The organism is Micromonospora olivasterospora (assembly GCF_007830265.1).
GTDB classification, from domain to species: domain Bacteria; phylum Actinomycetota; class Actinomycetes; order Mycobacteriales; family Micromonosporaceae; genus Micromonospora; species Micromonospora olivasterospora.
The window spans coordinates 6,486,228-6,510,422 of the sequence record NZ_VLKE01000001.1; the positions used below are offsets into that span (position 1 = coordinate 6,486,228).

Annotated in this window: 26 protein-coding genes and 3 pseudogenes; 15 read left to right on the forward strand and 14 right to left on the reverse strand. The window is 69.2% G+C overall.

The window, feature by feature from the left end:
• Positions 1 to 624: 624 nt before the first annotated feature.
• The 4 genes from JD77_RS29275 to JD77_RS32580 form a co-directional block, all read right to left on the reverse strand.
• A complete protein-coding gene (locus tag JD77_RS29275; RefSeq protein WP_170286341.1) occupies positions 625 to 2,073 on the reverse strand; it encodes an IS4 family transposase in 1,449 nt (482 codons plus the stop codon).
• 128 nt (positions 2,074 to 2,201) lie between these two features.
• A complete protein-coding gene (locus tag JD77_RS29280; protein WP_145777074.1) occupies positions 2,202 to 2,399 on the reverse strand; it encodes an ATP-binding protein in 198 nt (65 codons plus the stop codon).
• A 411-nt stretch (positions 2,400 to 2,810) separates the two neighbouring features.
• The gene (locus tag JD77_RS29285; protein ID WP_145777075.1) at positions 2,811 to 3,254 is read right to left on the reverse strand and encodes an ArsI/CadI family heavy metal resistance metalloenzyme; all 444 of its coding nucleotides are present in this window, start codon (positions 3,252 to 3,254) and stop codon (positions 2,811 to 2,813) included.
• A gap of 20 nt (positions 3,255 to 3,274) precedes the next feature.
• The gene (locus JD77_RS32580) at positions 3,275 to 3,430 is read right to left on the reverse strand and encodes a hypothetical protein (RefSeq protein WP_170286593.1); all 156 of its coding nucleotides are present in this window, start codon (positions 3,428 to 3,430) and stop codon (positions 3,275 to 3,277) included.
• A gap of 81 nt (positions 3,431 to 3,511) precedes the next feature.
• Between JD77_RS32580 and JD77_RS29290 the strand changes: the two genes are divergently transcribed.
• The 3 genes from JD77_RS29290 to JD77_RS29300 are packed head-to-tail and all read left to right on the forward strand — an operon-like array spanning position 3,512 to position 5,021.
• Positions 3,512 to 3,883, forward strand: coding sequence for an ArsR/SmtB family transcription factor (locus JD77_RS29290; RefSeq protein WP_145777076.1), 372 nt, complete (start codon positions 3,512 to 3,514; stop codon positions 3,881 to 3,883).
• Positions 3,880 to 4,617: an aquaporin gene (locus tag JD77_RS29295; protein WP_145777077.1), complete on the forward strand. Its 738-nt coding sequence runs from the start codon at positions 3,880 to 3,882 to the stop codon at positions 4,615 to 4,617. The genes JD77_RS29290 and JD77_RS29295 overlap by 4 nt, the downstream gene beginning before the upstream one ends.
• On the forward strand, positions 4,614 to 5,021 hold the full coding sequence (locus JD77_RS29300; RefSeq protein ID WP_145777078.1) for an arsenate reductase ArsC: 408 nt from the start codon (positions 4,614 to 4,616) through the stop codon (positions 5,019 to 5,021). The genes JD77_RS29295 and JD77_RS29300 overlap by 4 nt, the downstream gene beginning before the upstream one ends.
• Before the next feature lie 489 nt (positions 5,022 to 5,510).
• Here the strand turns inward: JD77_RS29300 and JD77_RS29305 are convergent, their stop codons facing one another.
• Positions 5,511 to 6,860, reverse strand: coding sequence for a cation:proton antiporter domain-containing protein (locus JD77_RS29305; RefSeq protein ID WP_145777079.1), 1,350 nt, complete (start codon positions 6,858 to 6,860; stop codon positions 5,511 to 5,513).
• Between the two features lie 645 nt (positions 6,861 to 7,505).
• Between JD77_RS29305 and JD77_RS29310 the strand changes: the two are divergent.
• Together JD77_RS29310 and JD77_RS32585 are read left to right on the forward strand one after the other, a co-directional pair.
• Positions 7,506 to 8,027: pseudogene (locus JD77_RS29310) on the forward strand (transposase); the annotation flags it as partial.
• 158 nt (positions 8,028 to 8,185) lie between these two features.
• Positions 8,186 to 8,347 (forward strand): hypothetical protein, encoded by a 162-nt coding sequence (locus tag JD77_RS32585; protein ID WP_170286594.1) that lies wholly within the window; start codon positions 8,186 to 8,188, stop codon positions 8,345 to 8,347.
• 461 nt (positions 8,348 to 8,808) lie between these two features.
• On the opposite strand, the gene JD77_RS29315 is transcribed toward JD77_RS32585, so the two are convergent.
• The 3 genes from JD77_RS29315 to JD77_RS29325 all read right to left on the reverse strand — a co-directional run bounded on the left by JD77_RS29315 (position 8,809) and on the right by JD77_RS29325 (position 10,699).
• Positions 8,809 to 9,561 (reverse strand): AraC family transcriptional regulator, encoded by a 753-nt coding sequence (locus JD77_RS29315; protein WP_145777080.1) that lies wholly within the window; start codon positions 9,559 to 9,561, stop codon positions 8,809 to 8,811.
• A gap of 47 nt (positions 9,562 to 9,608) precedes the next feature.
• Positions 9,609 to 9,911, reverse strand: coding sequence for a putative quinol monooxygenase (locus JD77_RS29320; RefSeq protein WP_145777081.1), 303 nt, complete (start codon positions 9,909 to 9,911; stop codon positions 9,609 to 9,611).
• Positions 9,912 to 10,033: 122 nt separating this feature from the next.
• On the reverse strand, positions 10,034 to 10,699 hold the full coding sequence (locus JD77_RS29325; protein WP_211372738.1) for a GNAT family N-acetyltransferase: 666 nt from the start codon (positions 10,697 to 10,699) through the stop codon (positions 10,034 to 10,036).
• A gap of 248 nt (positions 10,700 to 10,947) precedes the next feature.
• On the opposite strand from JD77_RS29325, the gene JD77_RS29330 reads away from it, so the two are divergent.
• The 3 genes and pseudogenes from JD77_RS29330 to JD77_RS34445 all read left to right on the forward strand — a co-directional run bounded on the left by JD77_RS29330 (position 10,948) and on the right by JD77_RS34445 (position 13,121).
• Positions 10,948 to 12,174 (forward strand): epoxide hydrolase family protein, encoded by a 1,227-nt coding sequence (locus JD77_RS29330; protein ID WP_246141083.1) that lies wholly within the window; start codon positions 10,948 to 10,950, stop codon positions 12,172 to 12,174.
• A gap of 219 nt (positions 12,175 to 12,393) precedes the next feature.
• Positions 12,394 to 12,756 (forward strand): annotated as a pseudogene (locus tag JD77_RS35790) (alpha/beta fold hydrolase); the annotation flags it as partial.
• An 11-nt stretch (positions 12,757 to 12,767) separates the two neighbouring features.
• Positions 12,768 to 13,121 carry an alpha/beta fold hydrolase gene (locus JD77_RS34445; RefSeq protein ID WP_246141380.1) on the forward strand — a complete coding sequence of 118 codons (354 nt, stop codon included), beginning with the start codon at positions 12,768 to 12,770 and terminating at the stop codon, positions 13,119 to 13,121.
• Positions 13,122 to 13,429: 308 nt separating this feature from the next.
• Here the strand turns inward: JD77_RS34445 and JD77_RS29345 are convergent, their stop codons facing one another.
• Positions 13,430 to 13,945, reverse strand: coding sequence for an integrase (locus tag JD77_RS29345; RefSeq protein WP_145777083.1), 516 nt, complete (start codon positions 13,943 to 13,945; stop codon positions 13,430 to 13,432).
• A 479-nt stretch (positions 13,946 to 14,424) separates the two neighbouring features.
• Between JD77_RS29345 and JD77_RS29355 the strand changes: the two are divergent.
• Together JD77_RS29355 and JD77_RS29360 are read left to right on the forward strand one after the other, a co-directional pair.
• A pseudogene (locus JD77_RS29355) lies at positions 14,425 to 14,724 on the forward strand (arsenate reductase/protein-tyrosine-phosphatase family protein); the annotation flags it as partial.
• A 194-nt stretch (positions 14,725 to 14,918) separates the two neighbouring features.
• Entirely contained in the window at positions 14,919 to 15,290 is a 372-nt protein-coding gene (locus JD77_RS29360) for an ArsR/SmtB family transcription factor (RefSeq protein WP_145777085.1), read from the forward strand.
• Positions 15,291 to 15,417: 127 nt separating this feature from the next.
• On the opposite strand, the gene JD77_RS29365 is transcribed toward JD77_RS29360, so the two are convergent.
• Positions 15,418 to 16,803, reverse strand: a complete 1,386-nt coding sequence (locus JD77_RS29365) for an RNA-guided endonuclease InsQ/TnpB family protein (protein WP_145777086.1) — start codon at positions 16,801 to 16,803, stop codon at positions 15,418 to 15,420.
• A 682-nt stretch (positions 16,804 to 17,485) separates the two neighbouring features.
• Between JD77_RS29365 and JD77_RS29370 the strand changes: the two genes are divergently transcribed.
• The 5 genes from JD77_RS29370 (at position 17,486) to JD77_RS35795 (ending at position 21,908) form a co-directional block, all read left to right on the forward strand.
• Positions 17,486 to 18,472, forward strand: a complete 987-nt coding sequence (locus JD77_RS29370) for an ABC transporter substrate-binding protein (RefSeq protein ID WP_170286595.1) — start codon at positions 17,486 to 17,488, stop codon at positions 18,470 to 18,472.
• A complete protein-coding gene (locus JD77_RS29375; protein ID WP_145777088.1) occupies positions 18,469 to 19,272 on the forward strand; it encodes a class I SAM-dependent methyltransferase in 804 nt (267 codons plus the stop codon). The genes JD77_RS29370 and JD77_RS29375 overlap by 4 nt, the downstream gene beginning before the upstream one ends.
• Entirely contained in the window at positions 19,269 to 20,375 is a 1,107-nt protein-coding gene (locus JD77_RS29380; protein WP_145777089.1) for a FecCD family ABC transporter permease, read from the forward strand. Before JD77_RS29375 ends, JD77_RS29380 begins: the two co-directional genes overlap by 4 nt.
• Positions 20,376 to 20,497: 122 nt before the next feature.
• Positions 20,498 to 21,223, forward strand: a complete 726-nt coding sequence (locus JD77_RS29385) for an ABC transporter ATP-binding protein (protein ID WP_246141085.1) — start codon at positions 20,498 to 20,500, stop codon at positions 21,221 to 21,223.
• 292 nt (positions 21,224 to 21,515) lie between these two features.
• Positions 21,516 to 21,908 carry a DUF6891 domain-containing protein gene (locus JD77_RS35795; protein WP_387229368.1) on the forward strand — a complete coding sequence of 131 codons (393 nt, stop codon included), beginning with the start codon at positions 21,516 to 21,518 and terminating at the stop codon, positions 21,906 to 21,908.
• A gap of 261 nt (positions 21,909 to 22,169) precedes the next feature.
• On the opposite strand, the gene JD77_RS29395 is transcribed toward JD77_RS35795, so the two are convergent.
• The 4 genes from JD77_RS29395 to JD77_RS29410 all read right to left on the reverse strand — a co-directional run bounded on the left by JD77_RS29395 (position 22,170) and on the right by JD77_RS29410 (position 24,174).
• Positions 22,170 to 22,367 (reverse strand): response regulator transcription factor, encoded by a 198-nt coding sequence (locus JD77_RS29395; protein WP_145777091.1) that lies wholly within the window; start codon positions 22,365 to 22,367, stop codon positions 22,170 to 22,172.
• Between the two features lie 123 nt (positions 22,368 to 22,490).
• On the reverse strand, positions 22,491 to 22,751 hold the full coding sequence (locus JD77_RS29400) for a hypothetical protein (protein WP_145774161.1): 261 nt from the start codon (positions 22,749 to 22,751) through the stop codon (positions 22,491 to 22,493).
• Positions 22,751 to 23,512, reverse strand: a complete 762-nt coding sequence (gene istB, locus JD77_RS29405; RefSeq protein ID WP_013289162.1) for an IS21-like element helper ATPase IstB — start codon at positions 23,510 to 23,512, stop codon at positions 22,751 to 22,753. The genes JD77_RS29400 and istB overlap by 1 nt, the downstream gene beginning before the upstream one ends.
• A complete protein-coding gene (locus JD77_RS29410) occupies positions 23,509 to 24,174 on the reverse strand; it encodes a Mu transposase domain-containing protein (protein WP_246140623.1) in 666 nt (221 codons plus the stop codon). Before JD77_RS29410 ends, istB begins: the two co-directional genes overlap by 4 nt.
• Between the last annotated feature and the right edge of the window lie 21 nt (positions 24,175 to 24,195).

The window sequence follows — 24,195 nt, forward strand, 5'->3', positions numbered from 1 at the left end:
CGATGCCGGGTGCTCGACAAATAGATCGCCCCCACCCTGATCGCGTTGTGTGACCAACTGCAACAGTGGCGGGGATGACGCCCGTTCCTGCTATCCGTCGAGCTTGACCGATGCGATGTGGGCGATCCTCGCGCCCTTGATGCCGGTGCGTAACCTGCGAGCCGCGGTCGGTCGTGAACCGGAGCCGACAGCGGCGGTGCTGGACGCCCAGGACCCTGTTGCCGAATTCGTTCAGGCGGCGAGGGCGTAGTCGAGGCGGGCGAGGTAGCTTGTCCCGGTTCGGTCGAGGGGCTGGTTGTTCCACCAGGCATCGAGCCCGGTCAAATTAAGGGCTATTGCGGAGAATGCGTGTTTGAGACGGGTTTTCCGTAGCTCTTCACGCCACGTCCCCTCTTCCGGTGCCATGCCGCCACACGAGGCCTCCCGGACAAGGCCGTAGCTCAACCCAGACCCGCTTGCCGCCCTCGTGATCGTGCACGCCCCATCCGGTCGAGCATGCCTCGATGACGGCGATGCCACGCCCGCCGACACCATCGGGGTCACGGCGTTGGGGCACCACCGACGAGCCGTCGGCGACCGACAGCGTGACCCGACCCTCGTGGGCCTAGGCCCAAGGCCGGGTAGTTAGGGCGTTGCGGCTGCTGTCAAGCGGGGTTTGCGGGGTTTGCGGGGTGGGGATGGTGTGGGTGGTGGGAGTGGTTCGGTGGTGTCGTCGTGGATGGTGATGGCGAGGTTGGTGATCTTCTGGTTGGTGGTGGGTCTGCCGGGTGGGTGTTTGGCGTAGCGGGACAGTGGTGATTTGACGCGGCGGGTGCTGGTGCGTGCTCGGCGTGGTGGGAGGAGTTCAGCGAGGACGGCGCGGCCGATAGCGCCGGTGAGGTCGGTGTTCTCGGGCAGGACGTCGGCGGCGTTGGTGAGTTGTTCCCGGGCGGTGTGCAGGGCGATGGTGAAGCTGGCCCGGTCGGGGTCGGTCCCGGGCCGGGTTTCGGTGGCGTGGACCATCGCGGTGCGCAGCGCCTGGTAGACGGTCAGCAGTGCCCACAGTTCCTGCTGGATGCCGGTCGGGTCGCCGGAGCGCAGGATTCGTCCGTGCAGGATGGTGTGGCGCAGGGCGTAGTACGCCGATTCGTGTTCCCAGCGCTGGTGATAGAGCTCGACCAGGCGGTGTGCCGGGTGCCGGCGGGGGTCGCGCAGGGAGGTGACGAGGCGGTAGACGCCGGTGTAGGTGGTGGCGTCGGCGCAGGTGACGGTGACGGTGGCGTCGATGACCCGGACGGGGACGTGGTTGAGGACGCTCAGGTATGAGCCGTCGTCGAGGCGGGCCAGGACCGGCAGGCGGCGGTTGCCGCGCAGCCGGCCCAGGAATTGGGCGCCGGTGCCGGCGACCGCGGTCAGGAACATGTTGGAGTCGAAGCCCTTGTCCCACAGCACGAGCATGCCGGCATCCAGCAGATGCAGCAGTTTGCTGGCGTAGCTGGTCTCGCCCTCGGCGGTCGGTCCGAACACCGCACCGAGCATGCCGCGGGTGCCGGTCTCGACCAGCGTCATCAACTCCACCGCCGGGTAGCCGTTTCCGGTGCGTTTGCCGAGCCAGGCACGGTTGCGGGCGGTGTCGGCGGTGCGTTGGGAGGTACAACCGTCGAAGGACACCGTGCGATAGCGGCCGAACCGCACCCCGGGAGTGTGTGGCTGCGCGAGAGGCCCGGCGAGGACCTCGAAGAGGGCCTTCACCGGAGCGGGACCGACGCGGCGGCGCAGGTCACGTAGCCCTTTACCCGATGGGACGACCACGACCAGCCCCACCAGCCCGGCGATCATCTTGGCCCAGACCCGCCGGTAGCCGACCTCCGGGAACAGGCACATCGCCAGCACGAAGTACACCCCGACCCGGGACGGCAGGTTCCGTAGTCTTGCCTGCACCGTACCGGTCTCGGCCAGCACCGCATCGACGAGTTCAAAGGGCACGATCGAGGTGAGTTCCCCGAGATGGCCCGGGGCGAACACTCCCGCCGCGACCCGGACAGTGCGGGTGATGGCGGCCACAGTGCGGGACAGGGCAGAATGATCCGGCAACGGAACTCCCGGGCAGAAACGGTGGATCTTGGTCGACCGCCAGTTCTACCGGAGTTCCGTTGCTTTTACCGCCCCCGGGCCCATCGGCTTGACAGCCACGCCCGCCGCCTAACTACCCGGCCTTGGGCCTAGGCCGTGAATTCGACGCAGCCGCCTCCGTGGCGCACCCCGTTGGCCACGAGTTCGCCGGTCACCAACGCCGCGTCGTCGAGCCATTCCTCGTCCTGGAAGCCCCAGCCCTGCAACAGGGCGATCAGCGCCCGGCGGGCCGCGCCGGGCGCGTGTATGCCGAGAGGCAGGTCGAGACGGGCGGTCAGTTCACTCATGGCCGACAGGTCCTGTTCTACCGGCGGGGCATTGACGCGAGGCACCGGTACCCACCCGGGCACGAAGAGAAACCGTGGTGGCGAGCAAAGACGCCTCCCTCTCGGCCGGTCGAACCAGAAGGAAAACCGCAAAAAGATTCAATATTTCATCAATTCCATTGCCCGCTGGACCCACCGAGCAGCCACACGTGCAGGAGAGGCAGGCAAGCAAGGGCCTGACCCACGTTTTCGCAGGTCAGGCTCCTAATACCTGGCCACGCGTGGACGAATTCGAACCCTAACCTTCTGAACCGTTCTCTGGGGCGGCGCGGCGCGCATTGCACGCTGTTGGGGTGTCTTCTGATTTGCCCCGTAACAGGCGTTGCGGCCGCGCGGCGCGGGTTGGTTGCTGCAACTTCGCTGCTTGTGCCGTCAGCAGCAGTTCGCGGCTGGCTCCTTCTCGGCGTTCGGGGTGCAGCAGGCGCTTTCGGTGGCCTTCTGCAACTGGTCGGAGTCGGCTTTGACGGTGTAGACCTCCCAGGGCTCGTTGCCGGGGCCGCGTACCCAGACTTTGTCCTGGAGGGCGTAGCAGCATTCGGTGCTGTTCTCTTCGAGGGTGACCAGGCCGGCGTCGGTGAGGCGCCGGGTGGCGGCGTCGACCTCGTCGGTGCTGAACACCGCGACGCCCAGGTGGTCCATCACGGTCGGCTGGCCGGTTTCGCCTTCGAGCAGTACGAGCTTCAACGGCGGGTTCTCGATGGCGAAGTTGGCGTAGCCGGGGCGGCGCTTGGCCGGCTCGGTGTTGAACAGCTTCGAGTAGAAGGCTACGGAGCCTTCGAGGTCGGACACACGTAGGGCGAGTTGGACACGGGACATGGTTTTTCCTCCTGACGGGTTCAGCGGATGTGGTGGTTGGTGAGCGCGGTGGTGCGGGGGGTGCGCTCGTGGCGGGCGTCGGCGCGGCACGCCGCGGTGCAGACCTGCCCGCACGACTCGCAGAACGTCACGCCCTGGGGATGGGTGCTGCGGCGGCGGGAGAACAGCTTGATCATCGCTTCGTCCTTGTCTAGATGGTCTTCGAAGCAGGACCCACCCACGTTGCACCCTGTTTCGAGATCTGTCAACCTAGACGAATGTCGAAACAATCGCTACCGGTGGTGGACCTGAACGCGGTCGCCTGCTGCTCCCCCATTGCCGCTAGCCCGATGGACGCCGACCAGGCGGCGGTGGTCGCACCGATGTTCAAGGCCCTGGGTGACCCGGTCCGGCTGCGGCTGATGTCGATGATCGCCTCGGTGCCGGAAATCTGCGTCTGCGACCTGACCCCGGCGTTCGACCTGTCCGGACCGACCATCTCCCACCACCTGAAGGTGCTGCGCGAGGCCGGCCTGGTCGACTCCGACCGACGCGGCACCTGGGTGTGGTACCGGGTCCGCCCGGAAGCGTTCCGGCAACTCGGCGCGCTGCTGGACATCTCCACCGCATCCACGCAGGCCACCGCGTGACCCCCACCCTGACCCGCCGGGCATCGGCCGAGTTCACCGGCACGGCCCTGCTGGTCGCCGCCGTGGTCGGCTCCGGAATCGCCGCCGCCCGACTCTCCCCCACCGACATCGGGCTCCAACTCCTGGAAAACGCGATCGCCACCGCCCTCGCGCTGGGCGCGCTGATCCTGATGTTCGGGCCGGTGTCCGGGGCACACTTCAACCCGGTCGTCTCCGCCGTCGACTGGTGGGTCGGCCGCCACGCCGGCACCGGCCTCACGGCCCGGGACCTCGCCGCGTACGTCCCCGCGCAGGTCACGGGCGCCATCGCGGGTGCGGTCCTGGCTGACCTCATGTTCGGACTGCCCGCCGTGACCTGGTCGCGCACCGACCGGACCGGGCCGAACCTGTGGCTGGCCGAGATCGTCGCCACCGCCGGCCTGGTCGTCCTGGTCTTCGCCCTCGCCCGCACCGGCCGGACCACCGCGGCCCCGGCCGCCGTGGGCGCCTACATCGGCGCGGCCTACTGGTTCACCTCGTCCACCTCGTTCGCCAACCCCGCCGTCACCATCGGCCGAACGTTCACCGACACCTTCGCCGGCATCGCCCCCACCTCGGTGCCCGGCTTCGTCGCCGCCCAACTCGCCGGCGGCCTGGTCGCCATCGCCGCTCTCGCCGCCTGGTACCCCCACGCCGGGAACGCCGCAGACGCAGTGGTCGTACCCCACCCCACCCGAGAGAGCGAAACCCGATGACCGACAAGCCCAGCGTCCTGTTCGTCTGCGTCCACAACGCCGGCCGCTCCCAGATGGCCGCCGGCTGGCTCCGCCACCTCGCCGCCGACACCGTCGAGGTCCGCTCCGCCGGCAGCGAACCCGCCGACCAGATCAACCCCGCAGCCGTCGAAGCCATGCGCGAGGTCGGCATCGACATCACCGGACAGGCCCCGGCCCGACTCACCTGGGACGCGGCCGAGGCCAGCGACGTCATCGTCACCATGGGCTGCGGCGACGCCTGCCCCGTCTTCCCCGGCAAACGCTACGAAGACTGGAAACTCACCGACCCCGCCGGCCAACCCCTCCACGTCGTCCGCCAAGTCCGCGACGACATCAAGGCACGGGTGGTGACCCTGCTCACCAACCTGCGAGGCAGCCGGTAGCTCGCGAGCACCCTTGCAGCCGCTCCGGCAATCCGCGCGTTTCGGGCACTACCTTGTGCCCCGGCTCCGCCCAGGTTCGGCGTCGACGCCCGTGGTGTCCGTCTTGACGCGGGGTTCGACCAGCGGATCCTGACGGACCTATTCGGCATGCTGGAGCGCTACCCGGACCGACGGTTCGCCGCCTACGGCGCCCACCCTGCCCACATCAACGAGATGCGCAAACGCTTCGCATTCGCACAGTGGCGCGAGGAACTCACCGCCTAGCCGGCCTAGCGTTGTTTGAAAGGTGCGACGCGCGCGCTCTGCTGGCGGTACCGCCACCGCAGCCCCTGTCACCAGCCTGTCGAGCAGGCAGCCGCTCTCTTCAGCTATGAGCGCCGCCAGCGCGTCGTCTCGCGGTGGAGGGCCGGCTGTGGCGGCAGCGCCCCTGGCTCCAGGCGGACTGCGTCCGGGGGCGGCCTACGGTCGCGGGCCGCCCCCGGACGCCGGTCAGGGCTTGCCGGCCTTGACCGGCTGCTCCGCCGACTCGACTCGGGCCGCTGCGGCCGGGTCGGACGGCCTCGCACCTGGCGGAATGGTGAACAGGTTCCCCGGGACCCGGGGCAGGCCCTTGGGCAGCAGCGGCATCGCCATGGCCGTGGTGAAGAGGGCCATCAGCACCATCATGGTGAACATCTGGCCGTCCAGTACGCCGAGGGTGACGCCGATGTTGAGGATCACCAGCTCGGTCAGCCCGCGGGTGTTCATCAGCAGGCCGACTGAGCAGGAGTCGCGCCAGCTCATGCCGGACAGCTTGGCCGGGGCGGCGGCGCCGAGCAGCTTCCCGAGGCAGGCGGCGGCCATGATGATGGCAAGTTCACCCAGGCCGGTCCAGCCGAGCGCGCCGACGTCGACGGAGAGCCCGGTGACGATAAAGAAGATCGGCAGTAGCAGGCGGGTGCCGCTCTCCAGTGGGGCGTGCAGCGTGGTGGCGAGCAGCGTCCGCGGTTCCCGGGGCATCACCAGGCCGAAGGCGAACGCTCCGAAGATCGCGTGCACCCCGATCCAGGACGTGACGTAAGCGGAGAGGAACACCCCGGAGGCGATCAGCGGCACCAGGTAGGGCGAGGCCTTGCCGCCCCGGGTGAGGCGGCCGACGAGCTGACGCAGCAGCGGCCGGACCACGACCACCATGGCCAGGACGTAGAGCAGGAAGAGCCCCAGGACGGTGACCAGGGTGGCGACGCCCCCGCTGGCCGTGAAGGCGACGACGATGACCGCGAGCAGGGTCCAGGCCATCACGTCGTCCAGCGCGGCGGAGGCCAGGGTCAGGGTCCCAATCCGGGTGGCGGCCAGGCCTGTCTCGCTGAGGAGCCGGGCCAGCACGGGGAACGCGGTGATCGACATGGCGATGCCGAGGTACACCGCGAAGTACCAGAAGGGGATCTCCTTGCCGTTGACCACGTCGTGCCGGTCGTGAAGGAGGGTGGCCGCGCCGATACCGAGCGCGAAGGAGAGGCCGATCGCCGAGAGCGAGACCGAGGCGATCGCCCCGGACTTGCGCTTGAGCAGTTGGGCGTTGAACTCCCAACCGACGAGGAACATGAAGAGCAGCAGCCCGACCTGGGAGATCATCGACAGGTGGGGGCGGATCTCGGTGGGGAACAGGAAGCCGGTGACGTCCCCGGGCAGCAGGCCGAGGACGCTCGGGCCGAGCACGATGCCGGCGGTGATCTCACCGATCACCGGGGGCTGCTTCATTCGGCGGAACAGTGTGACGAGCAGTGAGCCGACGATCAGCACGATAGCGATGTCGGCGACGACGATGGCGACCTTGAGGTCGGAGTGTACGAGGTCCATCTGGGGTTCCTTGGCTCTCAGCACGGATACCGGTTGAGGCCGGAAGTCGGCGCCCCGCCGAGTGCGAGGCACCGTCACGCCCGGCAGGGCGAGACGGTTGACCGGGCCCCGGGCGGACGGTGCAGCCGGCCGGTGGTGGCCGGGGCACCCGGACCGGAGCGCGGGCGTCGGTGAACTGAAGGGAGCGTCGCAGATCCCGGGTACGCCGACCAGCCACCGGTCGCGACGGATCGCTCTGGCTCGCGCCTGACCCCACTCCGACCCGGAAACGTGGACCATCAACAGGTGGACGGAGCGTGATGCCAAGCTGAACGGGCGCGAATGCGCCGCGACGGCGGAGCAGGGAAAGCGTTTGCGGGACGCGGCACGAAAACTATCTCGTGATGTCTACCGCCACACCCCCCGACGTGCCATGCGGACTGCTGGCGCCTCGGCAGGGCCAGACCGGAAAGCCGGAGCGTGCACCCGAAATCCTCGGCACCAATTCTCCACAGACCGCGAATCCTTTTTCGGCACGCTAGTCGACTAGGGATGCCGCGTCAAGGTACAACTTCGACCGGAGAACATATTGAGCACCCATGGTACGGGTTGTCTTGTATTCCCAGAAGATCTCGCAAGCGCGTGGGGGATGAATCAGGGAGCTACAGTTCAACAGCGGCGACCGACGCCGCTTCGGCGGTGTTGAACTGGCTGCTGTTCGTGCCGGAGTCCTGGGACGACACCTGCGTGGCCGGCGCGGACGGCAAACCGGCCAACGTCCACGCCCGCAGGCTGCGTCAGCAGCCGGTCATCCGCGATGCGGCCGGGGCGAAGAAACCACACACCCGCCGGCAGGTGCCGCCCGCCGAGCAGATCGCGCAGATCCGCCGCCGGCGGGCGGCGTCGAAGGTCCCCGACACCGAGCGGTACCGGCCGAAGTGGCTGATGGCCCTGGAAATGCTCGACGAACTGGCCGAATGGGGGCTGCGTCCTCCGCTGCTGACCGCCGACGCCGGCTACGGCCAGTTCGCCGAGTTCCGTCAGGGCCTGGCCGAACGCGCCATCGGCTACATCGTGGCGACCACGTCGTCCACCACCGCTCAACCCGGCGACGCCCAACCCGTCGAGGTTCCGTACGCCGGCGTCGGCGAGCACCCCACACCGAAGTACCGCCAGCCGGCCCGCAGTCCGACGCGGACCACACCGCGGCGACGACGGTGTCCTGCTACCGGTTGACGACCAGCGATGACGAGCTATCGGCGGCACGTCTCGCCTTCCCGGTGGGCGACCGGGCGCGAGGCACCGTAAGTGCTATCCCGATGGGTGCGGGACGGACAGGGGCTCTGGTGGACCTTGGTCAGCCGCCGCAGGGATGGATCGACGTCCTGCACCTGCCGGACGACCCGTCCGACTGGCCCGCGGTCGGCAAGACGGGGCTCTTCGAGGTGTTGCAACATCGGCCCGGCCAGGTGCGGCTGTTTCCGTTGGACGCCGGGATGCGCGGTTAACGAACCGGCTTCTCGCGCTGGTCGGGTGAGGAACGGGCCGCGATCACCAGACGCTACCCCGAGGGTCCGCTTGTCGTGGGAACCGTCACGAACGTGTCCCCCGGCAACCGGGAGTTTGCAGTCACGTTTGACGATTGCTGGTCGGCGGTCGAGTACGAGGATACAGCGCCGTCGGTCGGCTGGACCGGCCCGTTTCAAGTGACGCGTCTGCTGGAGTGGACCCACCGAATCTTGCTGAGGCCGGCGACGTAGCGAGCGAACAGGCGGATATGCAGGACTCGCGTTGATCGGCCGAGCGCCTCCAAGGTCACCGACGCACTCGAGTCGGCAACGATCCATGGTTCTCCTCACCGCGCCTCATCACGAAGCGCCTACCCGCTCTGCGGCATGTCCGTGTGCTTCGAGCCGCGCGTCTCGTCCGAAGACCAGATCACGACAGGAAGCCTTCGAGGCATGTTCGGTCAGGGCCGAAAGCTGGCCCGGTACTCCGTCGGCGTGCGGCCAGTTAGCTCCCTGAATGCGGCGTTGAACGCCGACAGTGAGGTGTATCCGACCATGAACGCGATCTTGGTTACCGGGGTGTCACCCGCAGCGAGTTCCTCGATCGCGGCCAGCACCCGCATTCGGCGCAGGACCGCCCGCCAGGTCATGCTGGTTTCCTCCTCGAAGCGCCGTGCCAGCGACCGCGGCGCGAGGCCAACTTTGGCTGCCACGTCCTCGAAGCGGACCTCACCACCGAGCCGCTGCTCGGTCAACTCAAGGGCCCGGCGCAGTTCCGGTGACCGCCCCGCCGGCACGACGACCGGGCTCGGCTGCTGGGCGAGTCGCCAGGTCACCACGGCGAGCGCGGCGAACAGCGTCTCTGCGTACGCCGTGAGGGGTTCGTCGCACTCGCCCCACGTGCGGCACTCAGTCAGCAGTGCACGTGCCAGCGGGTTGAGGTCGAATACGGTTAAGGGTGCTGGCGGGGGCGGGGTGAATCGGGTATCGAACAGGACCGACGCGGTCGTGACCGGCCGCGGGATGCTCACCCGGATCGGCTGGCCTGCCTCGATCAGGGCGGCCCGCGCCGGCGGCAGCAACCACGCCTGACCCTGCGCCTCCAGCCGAAGGGTCCCGGCGGAGGCGCAGAGCAGGTAGTGGCGGTCCACACACAGGTCGCGAGCGAGCTCCGACGCGAGCGTGCGGACGAAGCTGTACGCCCTGCGGGTCATCGACGGCCTCGCACAGGGCCGATCCTAGAATTCCGTCGCCACGCCGGTCAGGCCACCGTCTCCAGCAAGTCGGCGCGAAAGCGCCGACTCACCGGAGCTCCGATCATCATCGGCCGAATCACTTCGCTCAATTGCGCGAAGGAGTCCGACCTCAGGTATCCGGCGAACGACGCCTCGTCGTCCCACTCGTGGACCACGGCGACTGCGTTGTCGTCCTCACGCGCGGCGTAGACCCGGAAGTCGATGTTGCCCGGCATGGCACGTACCCGGTCACCCTCCACGTCGAATTGGGCGAGGGCAGCGGGTCGGTCGGTGGCAGCAGTCCTGAAGTCGAGGATCGCGATGAACACGAAGACCTCCTGAATAAGGCGGCGACGGCCGCGGGTTGGATGACCCAATCCTTCGGCAGCACGTGCTCAGCCCGCTTCTGCCAGCCGGACGCGTTCACGCTCCCAGCGGACACGCCCGCTCTTCACCTGGGTCCAGGCAACCGCCACAGCAGCCAGAAGGCCCGCAATTCGGCGCAGTCTTCCCGCAACTTCCCTTCACGCACGAACCCGAGCTTCTCCAGCACGCGGGCGGACGCCACGTTGCGCGTATCGGTCTCAGCCTGGACGCGACTCAGGTCCAGCGTGTCGAATGCCCACCGCAGCAAAACGCGCGCGGCGTCGGTACCGAATCCGGTGAGATAGACGGCGACCAGATCCCAGGCGGACCGGTCGGCTGCGAGGACTCGCAGGTACATCAGGAGCAGACAGCCACGCACGATCAGGTACCCGACCGGCAGCAGCAGCCCGGAGGGGGCCTGCTGCACGCCGAGGGTAATGGCGCCAGCACCAACCGTCGCAGCCAGCACGAGCAGTTGGTGCAGAGTGTCGTCCGGGTCGTAGCGGGTGTCGTAGAAAGACTGGCCGATCCATGACCACTGGATGAGCACGTAAAGCACGATGGCAACGGCGAGTTCTTGCACACTCGGCGATGCCCGGATGTCCAACCGCGCGGTCACGCCCAGCAGGGCCAGGACGAATACCAGATCGAAGAAAAGTTCAAGCCAGGTGGCATGCCGCTCTTCGTTCAGCTCCGGCCCGCCGGGGTAGCGTAGCCCCAGCAGACCCGCGGTACGGGACAGCCGGGCCAACCTGCCACCTCCGGCCAATCGCCCACCCCCACGCCGTCACTACCAGTGGTAATCATGACCTAGACGGGTCGTGCCACCATGCTGAGACCCGCCCTGCTGCACCGGTTCCTGCCGCGGCTGAGCCACCGAGTTGCGCAGCGTCTCGGTACCCACCCGTCTCGGCTCGGCTCGCCGAACTCATGCGACAACCAGGTGTAGGCCCCGATCGAGGTGGTACTCGGATGCCCTGGCGAGGAGCGGAGGCCCATGTGGCTGTCAAGACCGAAGAGCGGGTGGGCATCGCAGGTGTCCGGCCGTTCACGATTGAGGTCCCCGAGGCGGAACTCGAGGCGCTGCGCGCGCGCATCAGGGCCACGCGCTGGCCCGAGAGGCAGACCGTCGGCGATCAGTCGCAGGGCGTACCGCTCGAAACAAGCCAGGCGCTCGCGCGCTATTGGGAGAAGGAATACGACTGGCGCAAGGTCGAGGCGAGGCTGAATGCACTACCGAACTTCATCACCGAGATCGACGGGCTCGACATCCACTTCATCCACGTCCGATCGAAACACGAAGACGCCCTGCCGATCATCGTCACACACGGCTGGCCCGGCTCGATCATCGAGCAGCTGAAGATCATCGGCCCGCTCACCGATCCCACGGCACACGGCGCGAGCGCGTCGGACGCCTTCCATCTGGTGATCCCGTCCCTGCCGGGCTACGGGTTCTCCGGCAAGCCGACCACGCCAGGCTGGGGTCCGGAGCACATCGCACGCGCCTGGATCGAACTGATGAAGCGCCTGGGCTACACCCGATTCGTCGCCCAGGGCGGCGACTGGGGCGCGCTCATCACCGACCTCATCGGTCTGCAGGCGCCCCCGGAACTGCTCGGCATTCACACCAACATGGCCGGCACGGTTCCCCCCGACATCGATGCACTGATCCAGTCCGACATCACCGGGATAAACAAGGCACTCAGCAAGCTGCCCTCCAACCTCTCAGAAGAGGAGAAGCGCGCCTGCGGGCAGCTCGACTTCTTCTGGAAGCATGGAGCCTATGCCCTCGTGATGGGGACGCGCCCCGAGACGTTGACCGGACTCGCGGACTCGCCCATCGCATTGGCGAGCTTCATGCTGGACCATGACGCCGCCAGCCTGGAACTGATCTGCCGGGCCTTCGCCGGCCAACCCGGCGGTCTCACACGAGACGACATCCTCGACAACATCACCCTCTACTGGCTGACGAACACGGGCGTTTCTGCGGCTCGTCTCTACGCGGAGAACAAGCTTTCCTTCCTGTCCGCGAAGGGCGTTTCCGTGCCGACCGCCGTGAGCGTCTTCCCGAACGAGCTCTATCAGGCGCCGCGGAGCTGGGCGGAGCGCGCGTACCCCAAGCTCATCCACTACAACCGGCTCGACCGCGGCGGGCACTTCGCGGCCTGGGAACAACCGCAACTCCTCACCGAAGAGCTTCGTGCCGGTTTCCGGCCGCTCCGCTAGCCGAGGCGACTCGGGTATCCCGACGTGGTGTGTTGGGTACGCGAAACGGACTGACGACTGCGAGGGGGATGAATGGACGGCGCACGGATCCCACCCGGATTCACGGAACAGACGGCGCGGGTCGGTCAAATCACGATCAATTACGTACGGGGTGGTCAGGGTGGGACATTGGTCCTGCTGCATGGCTACCCGCAGACGTGGTTCATGTGGCGCAAGGTTATGCCGGCGCTTGCCAAGCGGTACACCGTCATCGCGCCCGACCTGCGCGGCGCTGGCGGTAGCGACGCCCCGGCAAGCGGATACGACAAGAAGAACCTCGCCCGGGACGTACACGACTTACTCGCCCAACTCGGGCTCGAACAGGATATCTGCCTGGTTGGCCACGACATCGGCACCATGGTTGCCTACGCGTACGCCGCCGCCTATGGCGATCAGGTGAGCAAGCTGGTCCTCACCGAGGCGCCCATCCCCGACCAGAACCTGTACCAGGCTCCGTCGCTCACACCGAGCGGGCCGGGCCTGTGGAACTTCGGGTTCTTCAGCCTCCCGAACGGCCTTCCAGAGCAGATCGTGGCCGGCCAGAGGAACTCTGGGTGGATCGGTTCACCGACTCGATGGAGGTGCAGAAGACCGGCATCGGCGCGGACGAGGTCGCGGAGTACGCCCGATACCTTCAGGACGACGCCCACCTGCGGGCGAGCTTCGAGTATTTCCGCGCCCTTCCACAGGACATCGCCGACAACGCCGAGTACGCCAAGACGAAACTCACCATGCCGGTGCTCGCCCTCGGCGCCCGGGCGAGCCTAGGGGACGCCGTCTCCCAACAGGCCGCCCATTACGCCTTCAACGTGATCGGCGGCGTCGTGGAGGACTGTGGCCATTGGATCTTCGAGGAACGCCCCGCCGAACTCACGAGCCAACTGCTGGAGTTCCTCCAACCGGCTTGACCTGACCCGTTCGACTCCGGCCGGCCGTAGCCGGCAGTTTCCGTTGGCCGTCACGGCTCGGAGACGCGGTCCGCGGCGGCGGCGAGCGGATGTGGTTGGCCGCTCATGGCGGCTAACGCGGCCGCCACGGCGTGGAGGTCGGCTTTGATGTATGTGGTGGTGGCCGGCCCGGTGGAGTCGCTGTGCCCGGCGTAGGCGCGGGCGACGCCGTAGCCGAAGTGCCGTTCGACCCAGGTCAGGGTGGTGTGGGGCCGCCCGTAGCCCGAGCGCGCCGCCGCGGCGGCAGGCGGTCTCGGTGTGCAGCCGCATCAGCAGCGCGTCGAGGATGACGTCCTTGCCGCTGGCGCGGGCAGCGAGGTTGATCTGTTCGGGCTCGTCGGGGGTGAGGGCGCGACAGGTGCTCGGTAGCCGGCGGGGCTTGACCAGCCGGTGGGCGGGCTGGCTGCGGCGTCGATGAGCCCGTCGGCGATGGCCCGGTTGTAGATGGCGCGGGCGGCGGCGATGACGTGTTCACCGGCGTGACGGCCGCTGCGGCTGTTACGCCGTGACCGGGCCGTCGCGGCGATCTGTCGTTGCATGGCCTCGATGTCGCTGGCGGCGATGGCGTCCAAGGGGCGCTCGCCCCAGGCGGCGGCCATGCGGTTCCAGGAGGTCCCGTAGGTGCGACGGCCCCCCCGGCCCGGCCGCCGCGATGACGTGGGGCAGCTACTCGGCGAGGGTCGGCAGGTTCGGGCCAGGGGGTCGGCCTGCAGATCGGCGAGGGTGACGCCGAGGTGGGCCAGCAGCTGCCGGGCGGCGGCGACGCGGGCGGGATCAGCTGTCACGACGGCCTTCGAATCCTGAAGCCGTCGTCGGTCGGGTGCAGGATGCAGCCCCGCGCCTCCTGCGGATCGGGCTCCTTGTCGATGAGTCCCCGGCCCTGCATGCGGGGCCGCGTGGTGGGACAGCCGGCTGCGCGACCACTCCATCTTGGCGGCGAGGTCCTTGAGCGCCCACCTACGGTTTGGCTTATCCGACAAACGCCGTGCGCTGGTGAAGGTGGCCCATGGCGTGCGGACGCTGACCAGAGCGGTCTGCTTGTTCGTGATCACCCTGGCCAACATGCTGGCGGGCCTACCGTGGGTGTGGTCGCCGAAGCAGCCGCGATGGTAGGTGCTGCCCTCGTGGACCTGGCTGCCCGGGGGCTTCTGGGCCGGGGTCAGCCACATGGTCTCCGGGGTGGTGCCCCTGGCGCTCCTTCGTCAACCGCCGCCACGACCCCGGCCGATACCGCACCGTCGACCGCAACCGCAACCCAGACCACCACCTCGCCTGCGACAGCGTCGAGGTCCGCTCCGCCGGCTCCGCCCCCGCCGACCAGATCAACCCCGCCGCCGTCGAGGCCATGCGCGAGGTCGGCATCGACATCACCGACCAGACCCCCAAGCTCCTCGAGTACGAGGCCGCCGAGTCCTCCGACGTCATCGTCGCCATGGGCTGCGGCGACGCCTGCCCCGTCTTCCCCGGCAAGCGCTACGAGGACTGGAAGCTCGAAGACCCCGCCGGCAAGGGCGTCGAAGCCGTCCGCCCGATCCGCGACGAGATCCGCACCCGGGTGGAATAGCTCCTCACCGAACTGTGTCCCGCCGCCTGACCAACCCGCCGGCGCTACCCGTCCGCCCGGTGACCCGTTGGGCGGGCCGCCCCTCGCTCATCCGGCCGCTGACACGGCCGGGACAGGTCAAACGGCTCCCTGCCCGCAAACTGACGGTGACCGGGTACTGGTTCAACTGACATATCGATGGTGTTGGTGCAACGATGGCAGACGTGCCAACTGCGAAAACAGCCACGCCTGCCATCTCGCCGCTGACTGGCGAGCCGATCAAGCGCGCCGATGCCGAGCGGCTCGCGGGAGTGCTGAAAGCATTCGCCGACCCCGCCCGGCTGCGACTGCTCAGCCTGATCCAGTCCGCCCCCGAGGGCGAGGCGTCCGTAAGTGACCTCACCGCGCCGCTCGGTCTCTCCCAGCCGACCGTGAGCCATCACCTCCGGATCCTCACCGAGGCCGGCCTACTCGAGCGCGAGAAGCGCGGCGTCTGGGCGTACTACCGCCTCGTGCCGTCCGCGATCGCGGCGATCGCGGACCTGTTGACTCCGCCCCGCAAGCGAGCGACGAAGAAGGCCCGCTGAGCGCACTATCGAAGGTCGGCGCGCCGGCCCTGCGAATGCCGAGCGATAGCTGCCGCACCGGCTACGGCCAGTTTGACCACGCGACAAGGCCGCCACCGGCACCGCGTCAGGGCTAGTGCTGTGTCCACTAACGTTCACCGGGTCTCCGGCGGGGTGTTGTGGATCCTCGCTTGTTGGGCGAGCGACTCCCCACTGGTCGGTGGGGCGGGCCACAGCGGGCCATCTTGACCCGCACGCCGCCGGGTGGGCGGCGGGGGTCACGTCGGGACCGGCCAGCGCCGGGGAGGTGCCGGCCGGCTCGACGGTGCGTGACCATCCCGGGCAGCACGATGGCTGTGGGGGTGGTGCGTCCGCCGCCCGGGATACGGGTGGCGATGCTGGCCGCTGCGACGAGGTCGCGGTGGCCGGTGAACTGGCAGTGCGGGCAGGTCAGGGTCCGCCCACGCGGCTTCGGTATCCGTCGGCGGCAGGTGGGGCAGGTCGAGGACGTGCCGCGTTCGTCGACCAGGTGGACGGTGATGCCGGCGAGGGTGGCCTTGTCGGTCAGGATCTGCAACAGTCGGCCGATCTGCCACTGCCGTAGCCGCAGGTTGTGCCGCCGCCCGGCCGGCAGGTCCAGCACACCGCGGGGGTCACCGACGTGCAGCACCCCGACCCGCTGCTCGACAGCCCACCCGACGACGGCGCGGGCGGCCTCGTGCTGGGCCTGGCGCACCCGCCGCCGGTGCCGGCCCTCCACCGCCCGGGCGCGGGCCCGGTATCGGCGCCACCGCCGTGACCCCCGCTGACCGGGTTTCGGTGCCCGGCGGGCGACGGCACGGTGGCGGGCTTTGGTGTCGGCCAGGTGCATGCGATGCTCGGCGCGGATCGCCCGCCCGGACACCAGCAGCGCCTGCCCGCCAGGGCCAGCGACGGCGTACGGGTGGATGATGCCGATGTCCACGCCCGCGACCCTGGCAGGGTCCGGCCCCTCACCGGGCGGGTACACCGCGACCGGGACCTCGGCGGTGACGTCGAGGAACAACCGGCCGCCCTCGCACAGCAGGGTGATCGAGCGGACCTGCTCCACCGGATACGGCACCTGACGCGCCAGCCGCACCCACAACGCGGTGGTGCCTCTCGCGGTGGGGATACGCACGCGGTGGCCGTCGAGGATGAACGTGCCGTGGTACCAGCGCACCGGCACCAACCCCCGCCGCCGCCTCGGAAACCGCGCCGACGCGTCACCGGCCCTGCGTTGTTTCGCCGCCGCGAACCACGCATCCGAAAACCGCCGCAACACCGACCGCCCACCCGTCGAGTCCAACTCCGCGAAAGTCCCCGCACCCGAGGCCGACAATTCCCGACACAACTCCTGATAGCCCGCCAGCGGGGCGTCGTGGCGGCGCCGCCGCCACGCGTTGACCTCCAGCACGCACGCCCATACGTCACCGGCCGACCGCAGCAGGCCGAAACACCGCCGCCGCTGCCCCGCCGTCACCCGCAACGCGACACGAGCGGTGCGATGCACCACCCGCGGCGCATCCGGATCCCGACGACGAGGCACGAACCGAAGCCAACACCACCAGTACGACAATTTTCACCGCCGACGAACCCGGCAAACGTATGTGGACACCGCACTAGCAACCGCCTCGAACCTCGACGCCTTCCTCTGCGCCAACAGGTGTGATGAGTGGCCGAGTCCATGCCGAGGCCTTCGACGTACATGACCTCGTCACCCTGCGGGGAAATCGCGGGGCTGCTGATGGAGTCGCCGGAGTCGGCCAGCCGACGGTGGTCGCCGGCGGCCAAGTCGACGGCGACCAGGCTTCCGCTGCCCTTGCGCCAAACCGAGACGATTGCCGTCCTGCCATCAGGGGTCACATCCATCTCGGGGGACCCCACCAGGTCCGGACCGACCGGCCGAACCACCGACGCACCCGGCACGAGCAGCAGGTGAGGCGCCTTGGCTGACCCACCCTGCTCGCACGTGAACCGGGCAGCGGGGCTGTGGATGCCTGAAGGTGTCTGCCCGAAGGTGGCAAGGTCTGGCAACCGCCCGTCACAGGGGTATAGGCGACTCGCGGGCCACGGCGCCCGTGCCGATCGCAGGGTGCTTCCGTGCACGTCGGCGCCCCACCTGCAGATTCCTCGACGAGCCACTGCTACTCTTCCCGATCATGAAAACGGTTTTTATTACCGCTGGGCTGTGTGTGGTGTTGGCCGCCACCGGCTGTTCCGGTAGCGAGGCCGCCACACCGAGCGGTCCGACCGGTCCGGCCAGCCCGGTCCAGCTGACCAACTGCGGGCTTCCCCTCGGCATCGGCGCGCCGCCCAAGCGTTCGATAGCGCTGGAACAGAACGCCACCGAAATCATGCTCAGCCTCGGTCTCGCCGACCGGATGGTCGGCACCAGCTACCAGACCGACCCGGTGCTGCCCCAGTTGCGGTCGGCGTACGAACAGGTGCCGGTACTGGCCAAGCTGTACCCGTCGCGGGAAGCGGTCCGAGCGGCGAACCCGGACTTCGTCTACTCGACCTACTCGTCCGCATACGCCCCGGACGCCGCCGGCTCCCGCGCCGACCTGGTCAAGCTCGGCGTGCCCGCGTACCTCTCCCCATTCGCCTGCGAGAACGCGGCGGACGCGATCCCGACGGTGAGCTTCGACAGGATCTTCAGCGAGGTCCGCGACATCGCGACCGTCTTCGGCGTACCCGAGCGGGGTGAGAAGCTGATCCGCGAACAGCAGGGCCGGCTGGACACCGCCGGGCAGCGGGTCCACACGGCTGCGCCGAGCGCTACCGGACAGCCGGGCGCAGGCCCCTCCCTGCTCTGGTACTACTCCGGCACGACCACTCCGTACGTGGCCGGGCACGGAGGCGTACCGGACGCGGTCAGCTCGCTTCTCGGAGCTCGCAACGCGTTCACCGACGTCAGCCAGAAGTGGCCCGCCGGTAACTGGGAGGAGATCGCCAGACGCAACCCGGACGTGATCGTGGTGGCCGACCTGACCCGGGGCGGCGACGGCGACAGCGCCCAGTCGAAGATCGACTTTCTGCGCCGCAACCCGGTGACATCCAAGCTGGACGCGGTGGTCGGCGGACGGATCATCACGGTGTCCGGATCGTCGATGGATCCGTCGATCCGCAGCGTCGAGGCGGCCGAACTGGTCGCCGCGGGCCTGCGCGGGTTCGTCCGATGAGCACGCGGGATACCGCCGACGCCGGCGCGCGGGCCGCCGGGGCGCTGGACCAGGCGGCCGCCCGGCGCCTGCTCCAGCTCTGGGACGACCAGCAGTCCGCGTACGTGGCCCACCGTGACCTGCGGTTCGAGGCGATGTTCGACGTGCTGCGGCTGCACTGCCCGGACGACCTGACGATCCTTGACCTGGCCTGCGGTCCCGGCGCGATCAGCGACCGGGTACTGGCCGGCCTCCCGCAGGCCGCCGCTGTCGCGGTCGACTACGACCCGATGCTGCTGACGGTGGCCCAGGGTGCGCTCGATCGGTACGGCTCCCGGGCCGAGGTGCGCGACGTGGACCTGACGACCGAGGACTGGGAGAAGGCGCTGGCCGGGAGGAGGATCGACGCCGTCCTCAGCTCGACGGCGCTGCACTGGCTCTCACCGGCACAGCTGCTGCGCGTCTACACCGCCGCCGCTCGGCTGCTGCCGGCCGGTGGTGTGCTGCTGAACGCGGACCACCTCCGGTACGACGGGTCGGCTCCCACGCTGAGCGACATCGCCCGCCGGCACGACGAGCGAGTGCAAGAGGAGACGTTCGCCGCCGGCGCGCTCAGCTACTCCGCCTGGTACGCCGAGGCGGCCCGTCATCCGGAACTGGCGGGACTGGCCGCCGAGCGGGAACGGCGGTTCGCCGACCGGCCGCCGCAGGCCCTGGCCTCGCTGGAGTTTCACCTCGCGGCACTGCGTACGGCCGGCTTCGCCGAGGTCGGCACCGTCTGGCAGTACCTCGACGACTACGTGGTGTTCGCCCGCCGATGAGCCCACCGGTCGCACCATCCCTCGCCCCGGCACCCGATTCCGGTGCCGGGGCGAGGCGAGCCTCGTCCACCCCTGCCGGCACCTGGCGGTCGGGTGGCCGGTACGTTCTGCCGCTGGCCGTGTTCCTGTTGCTCACCAGCATCGCAGCAGCGGTCGCCGTGGGCTCGGCCGATCTCTCCGCCGCCGACGTACTGCGTTCCGTGGGCACCCATCTGGGCCTGCCGGCCCGCCCGCTGCTGCCGCTGCCGGACAGCATCGTGTGGGACCTGCGGCTGCCCCGGGTGCTGCTGGCCGCGTTGGTCGGTGCCGGCCTGGCCGTGTGCGGCGCGGTGCTGCAGGCGCTGACCCGTAACCCGCTGGCCGACCCGTTCCTGCTCGGCGTCTCCTCCGGCGCCTCCACCGGCGCGGTGGCGGTGCTGGTGCTCGGAATCCACGTCGGCGCGGGCCCCGTCGGCCTGACCACCGGCGCGTTCGCCGGCAGCCTGGCCGCGTTCGGCGCGGTGCTGCTGCTGGCCGGTCGACGAGCCGTCGAGCCGACCCGCATCGTGCTCGCCGGGGTGGCCGTCTCACAGCTGTTCAGCGCGGTGACCAGCCTGATCGTGATCTCCGACGCGCACACCCAGGACACTCGCAGCGTGACGTTCTGGCTGCTCGGTTCGCTGACCGCGGCCTCATGGCCGGCGGTGGCGCTGTGCGCCGTGGTGACCGGCGTTGGCCTGCTGGTCTGTTGGGCCGCCGCGACGGCGCTGGACGCCTTCGCGTTCGGCACCGACACCGCACGATCGCTCGGCTTCTCCACCGGGCGAACCCGGCTGCTGCTGTTCGGCGTCACCGCGTTGGTGGCGGCCACGCTGGTCGCGGCGAGCGGGGCGATCGGGTTCGTCGGATTGACGGTGCCGCACGCGGTACGGTTCATGATCGGTTCCGGGCACCGCACGCTGCTACCCGCCTGCGCGGTCACCGGCGCGATCTTCCTGATCTGGGCGGACACCGCGGCGCGGACCGTGTTCTCGCCGCAGGAACTGCCGGTGGGCGTGCTCACCGCAGTGCTCGGTGTGCCGGTGTTCGCCCTGGTCATGCTGCGCCGGACGGCTACGCCGTGACCGGCTGGGACGCCACCGGCGGCGGGCGGGCAACCCGAGAGGGCCGCGACGGCAGCGGGCACGTCACGGGCCCGCGTCCGGCTCTGCTGCGCGCGGACCAGATCGGATGGAGCGTAGCCGGCGTGCGGATTCTGGCCGAGGTGGCGCTCACCGCCGAACCGGGTGCCACGGTCGGACTGCTCGGGCCGAACGGCTCAGGCAAGTCGAGCCTGCTGCGGCTGCTGGCCGGGCTGGCGCGACCCGACTCCGGGCTGGTGCTCCTCGACGACGTCGCGTTGAGCACGCTGTCTCGGCGCGCACTGTCCCGGCGGATCGCGGTGGTCACCCAGCAGGCGGTCACCGACGTGGAGATGTCGGCCCTGGAGGTGGTCCTGTTGGGCCGCATCCCGTACCGCCCACGTCTCGCCGGTGTCGCCGCTGCCGACGTGGCCCTGGCCCGGCACGCGCTCGCCGAGGCCGGTCTGGGCGGGTTCGAGCAGCGGCGCTGGTCCACCCTGTCCGGTGGGGAGCGGCAGCGAGTGGACCTGGCCCGCGCCCTGGTGCAGGAGCCGGACCTGCTGCTGCTCGACGAGCCGACGAACCACCTGGACATCCGGCACCAGCTGGACCTGTTGCAGTTCCTCTCGGAGTCGGCGACCACCGTCGTGGTGACCCTGCACGATCTCAACCTGGCCGCACAGTACTGCGACCGGCTGGTGCTGTTGCACGCCGGCCGAGTGGTCGCGGCAGGTGCGCCCGCCGAAGTGCTCACCGCAGACCGGATCGCGCAGGCCTACCGGGTACGGGCGGACGTCGACACGGCGGCTGACGGCCGGCCCCGGGTCCGATACCGCCGGCCCGGCTCCTGATCCGTCTCAGGCTGTCGTAGGTGGCTACAAGGATCGTCGCCGTGACTGGTCGGATCTACAACGATCGCCCTGAAGGCGTGCGGTTCCGGGCCGAGTGGATCGCGGATCCGGGCCGTGGGAAGATTGAGAACGAGATCTGGGACTGGGGCGTGCGTAGCGAGGACGACCCCGACGAGTTCGTGGATTTCCTCGACGATGACGAGCAGCGCCACCGCCACCGACGAGGAGCTCAGGGCGGCGTACGACAAGGCGTTTGGCTGCTCGGCGGGCGCAGCAGCGTGGGTGGGGTGAGGTGCGGAGCAACCTCGCCCGCCCCCCTGATCTCCAGGAGCTCGGCGTGTTGGCCAGGGAGAACTTCACCTGCTGTGGCACCTGCGCGGCCGCACCGGAATCGCCGCGTTTGCGAGATCGGTGGAGCGGGCCGGTTTCCGAGATCCACGACGAGCGGGACGACTCCCGGCACTGGCACGGATACCTCTGGTACCACCAGCAGGACACCGAGTCAGCCGTGCCAAGGTCACCTCCACGACATCTGGCCCGGGCAGCCGCGAGCGTATCCTTCCGCAAGGTGTGCAGTGCCCGCGCCACCCGGTCCGTCCGCCCCGTCGGTTCGGGTACCAACGGGCCGCGGCCTACGAGCCGACGTAGCAGCGGCCGTACCACGACCACCATGGCCAGGACGTAGAGCAGGATGTCAATCCCCTGGAATCGTGGAGGGCGTCGTTATGCGGCCTGGTCCTCCAGGGCGCGGGGCTCCGATCGTTGGTAGTCGATGGGCGAATCGCCAGTCGCAGACGGAGTGTCGCCACGGACGCCGCGACCACATGCCATATTCGAGTGCGGCGAGGATTCGACGGTGAGCAGCGGTCAGCCGCGCTTCGTACCTGCCCGGATCGGCCGGTCTCCGAAGGTTGGCCCGGGGCGGTGGACCCAGCCAGGTTGTCGATCAGGCCCGGTGGGTCAGGAGCCTCGTGAGGCTGGCCCGGTTTGCCACCCCGAGCTTGTGGTAGACACGCCACAGGTGGCTGTCCACCGTGCGGACGCTCAGCCCCAGGTCGGCGGCGATTTGGCTGTTGGTCATGCCGGTGCTGACCATTGCCGCCACTTGGGACTCGCGCGCGGTGAGCTGGTTCAGGACGGCCATCGCCGTGGGTGGGGTGGTGCCGAGGCCTCGCCGGGCCGCCGCGACGTGTTCGGCCAGCCGCGGCGACCCGCTGTCGGGGTACTCGTTGGAGTGCAGAGGTGAGTACGGCTGATCTTGCAGAGGTCAGGTGTCGCGGTGGGCGCCTTGTTCGTCACGGTGGGTTGCGTCTTGCAGGCGCAGGCGGGTGAGGCCGAGCATGTCGATCAGCCATCCGGGTCCGCCGGTGATGCCGCGGGCGCGTAGGAGGGTGTCGACCTCGTGGTGGGTCGCCGGAGTGGTGCGGGCGAGGAAGTCCTCGCAGATCTGGAGCAGGAGTTGCAGCAGGTCGCCGCGGTTGGTGTCGCTGGTGGCTGCGGGGTCGTCCGGGGTGGCCGGGGTGGGCATCAGGCGACGTTCTCGATGGCGGTGAGGCGGTTCTTGAGTCGGTAGCTGGGGCCGTTGATGGGGACGACGTCGCAGTGGTGCAGGAGCCGGTCGAGGATGGCGGTGGCCAGGACCTCGTCGCCGAAGACTTGGCCCCATTCGCCGAAGCCTTTGTTCGAGGTCAGCAGGGTGGAGCCCTTCTCGTAGCGTTTCGAGATCACTTGGAAGACGAGGTTGGCCTCGGGTCGTTCGAGGGGTTGGTAGCCCACTTCGTCGATGACCAGGACGGTGGGGCGTAGGTAGGTTTGCAGCTTGCGGGCCAGGCGGCCGATCGCGTCGGCGGCGGTGAGGTGGCGGACCATGTCGTCGAGGGTGGTGAAGTAGACGGTGAATCCGGCTCGGCAGGCGGCGACCGCGAGGGACACGGCGATGTGGGTCTTGCCGACGCCGGGTGGGCCGAGGAGAGCGACGTTGGCCTTGGCCTGCACGAATGCGAGGGTCGCGAGGTCACGGACCTTGCGGGGGTCCAGGTCGGGTTGGAAGCTGAAGTCGTAGTCGTCGAGGGTCTTGTGGTGCGGCAGCTTCGACAGGCGTAGCCCGGCGCGGAAGCGGCGTTCGTCGCGGACGGCGAGTTCCTCTTCCAGGACGAGGTCGAGGAACTCCAGGTAGCCCATGGCTTCGGTGTCGGCCCGGCCGGTGAGTTCCCGCAGCGTCTTGGCCAGGTGAGGCAGGCCGAGTTTGGTGGCGCTGGCGTGGATGCGGTTGGTGACCAGCTCACTCACTTCGAGACGTCCTTCAGGTGTGGGCGGTTGGTGAACGGGCTGGCCGCAGCGATCTGCTCATAGACCGACAGCGGCCGGGCCTCGACGGCGATCTGGGCGGCGGCGGCCCGGTTGAGCAGGGCTTGCAGCGGCCCCTGGCCGCCGTCGTGACGGGCCGGTCGGCGTGCGGTCGACTGCCCGCTGTCGGGGTCGCCGATGGTGACGGCCCGGGTGTGTCCGTCGGGCAGACCGTCCCAGTGGCTCTCGTCGACCACGCGGGCGCCGCGGCCCACGGCCCGCTGGTGCGTGGCCAGCAGCGTGGTGCCGTCCAGACCGGGCACGATGGCGTGAATAGTGATCGTGGCGGCGGTCGCCCGAATCTCCACGAGTTGGCGGTGGCGGACCCGTCGGGCCGGCACGGAGTAGAGGTTGCCGGCGTAGGCGACCAGGCAGTCCTTGCCGACGTGCCGCAGATGCCGGTCGGCGACCACATACGGCCGGGCGGGGATCGGTCGCAGCGCGGCGTGGTCGCGGACCGCCCGCACGCCGATGATCTCGCCGTGGGTGCGATGCCTTACGGCCCGCCGCTGTGGCACCCAGGCCATGAACGTGGCGTCGAGTTCGGCCAGCGACGAGAACGCCCGCCCGGCCAGGACATGATCGCGGATGATGGTGACCTGCAACGCCGTTGCGTTTGGCGATCG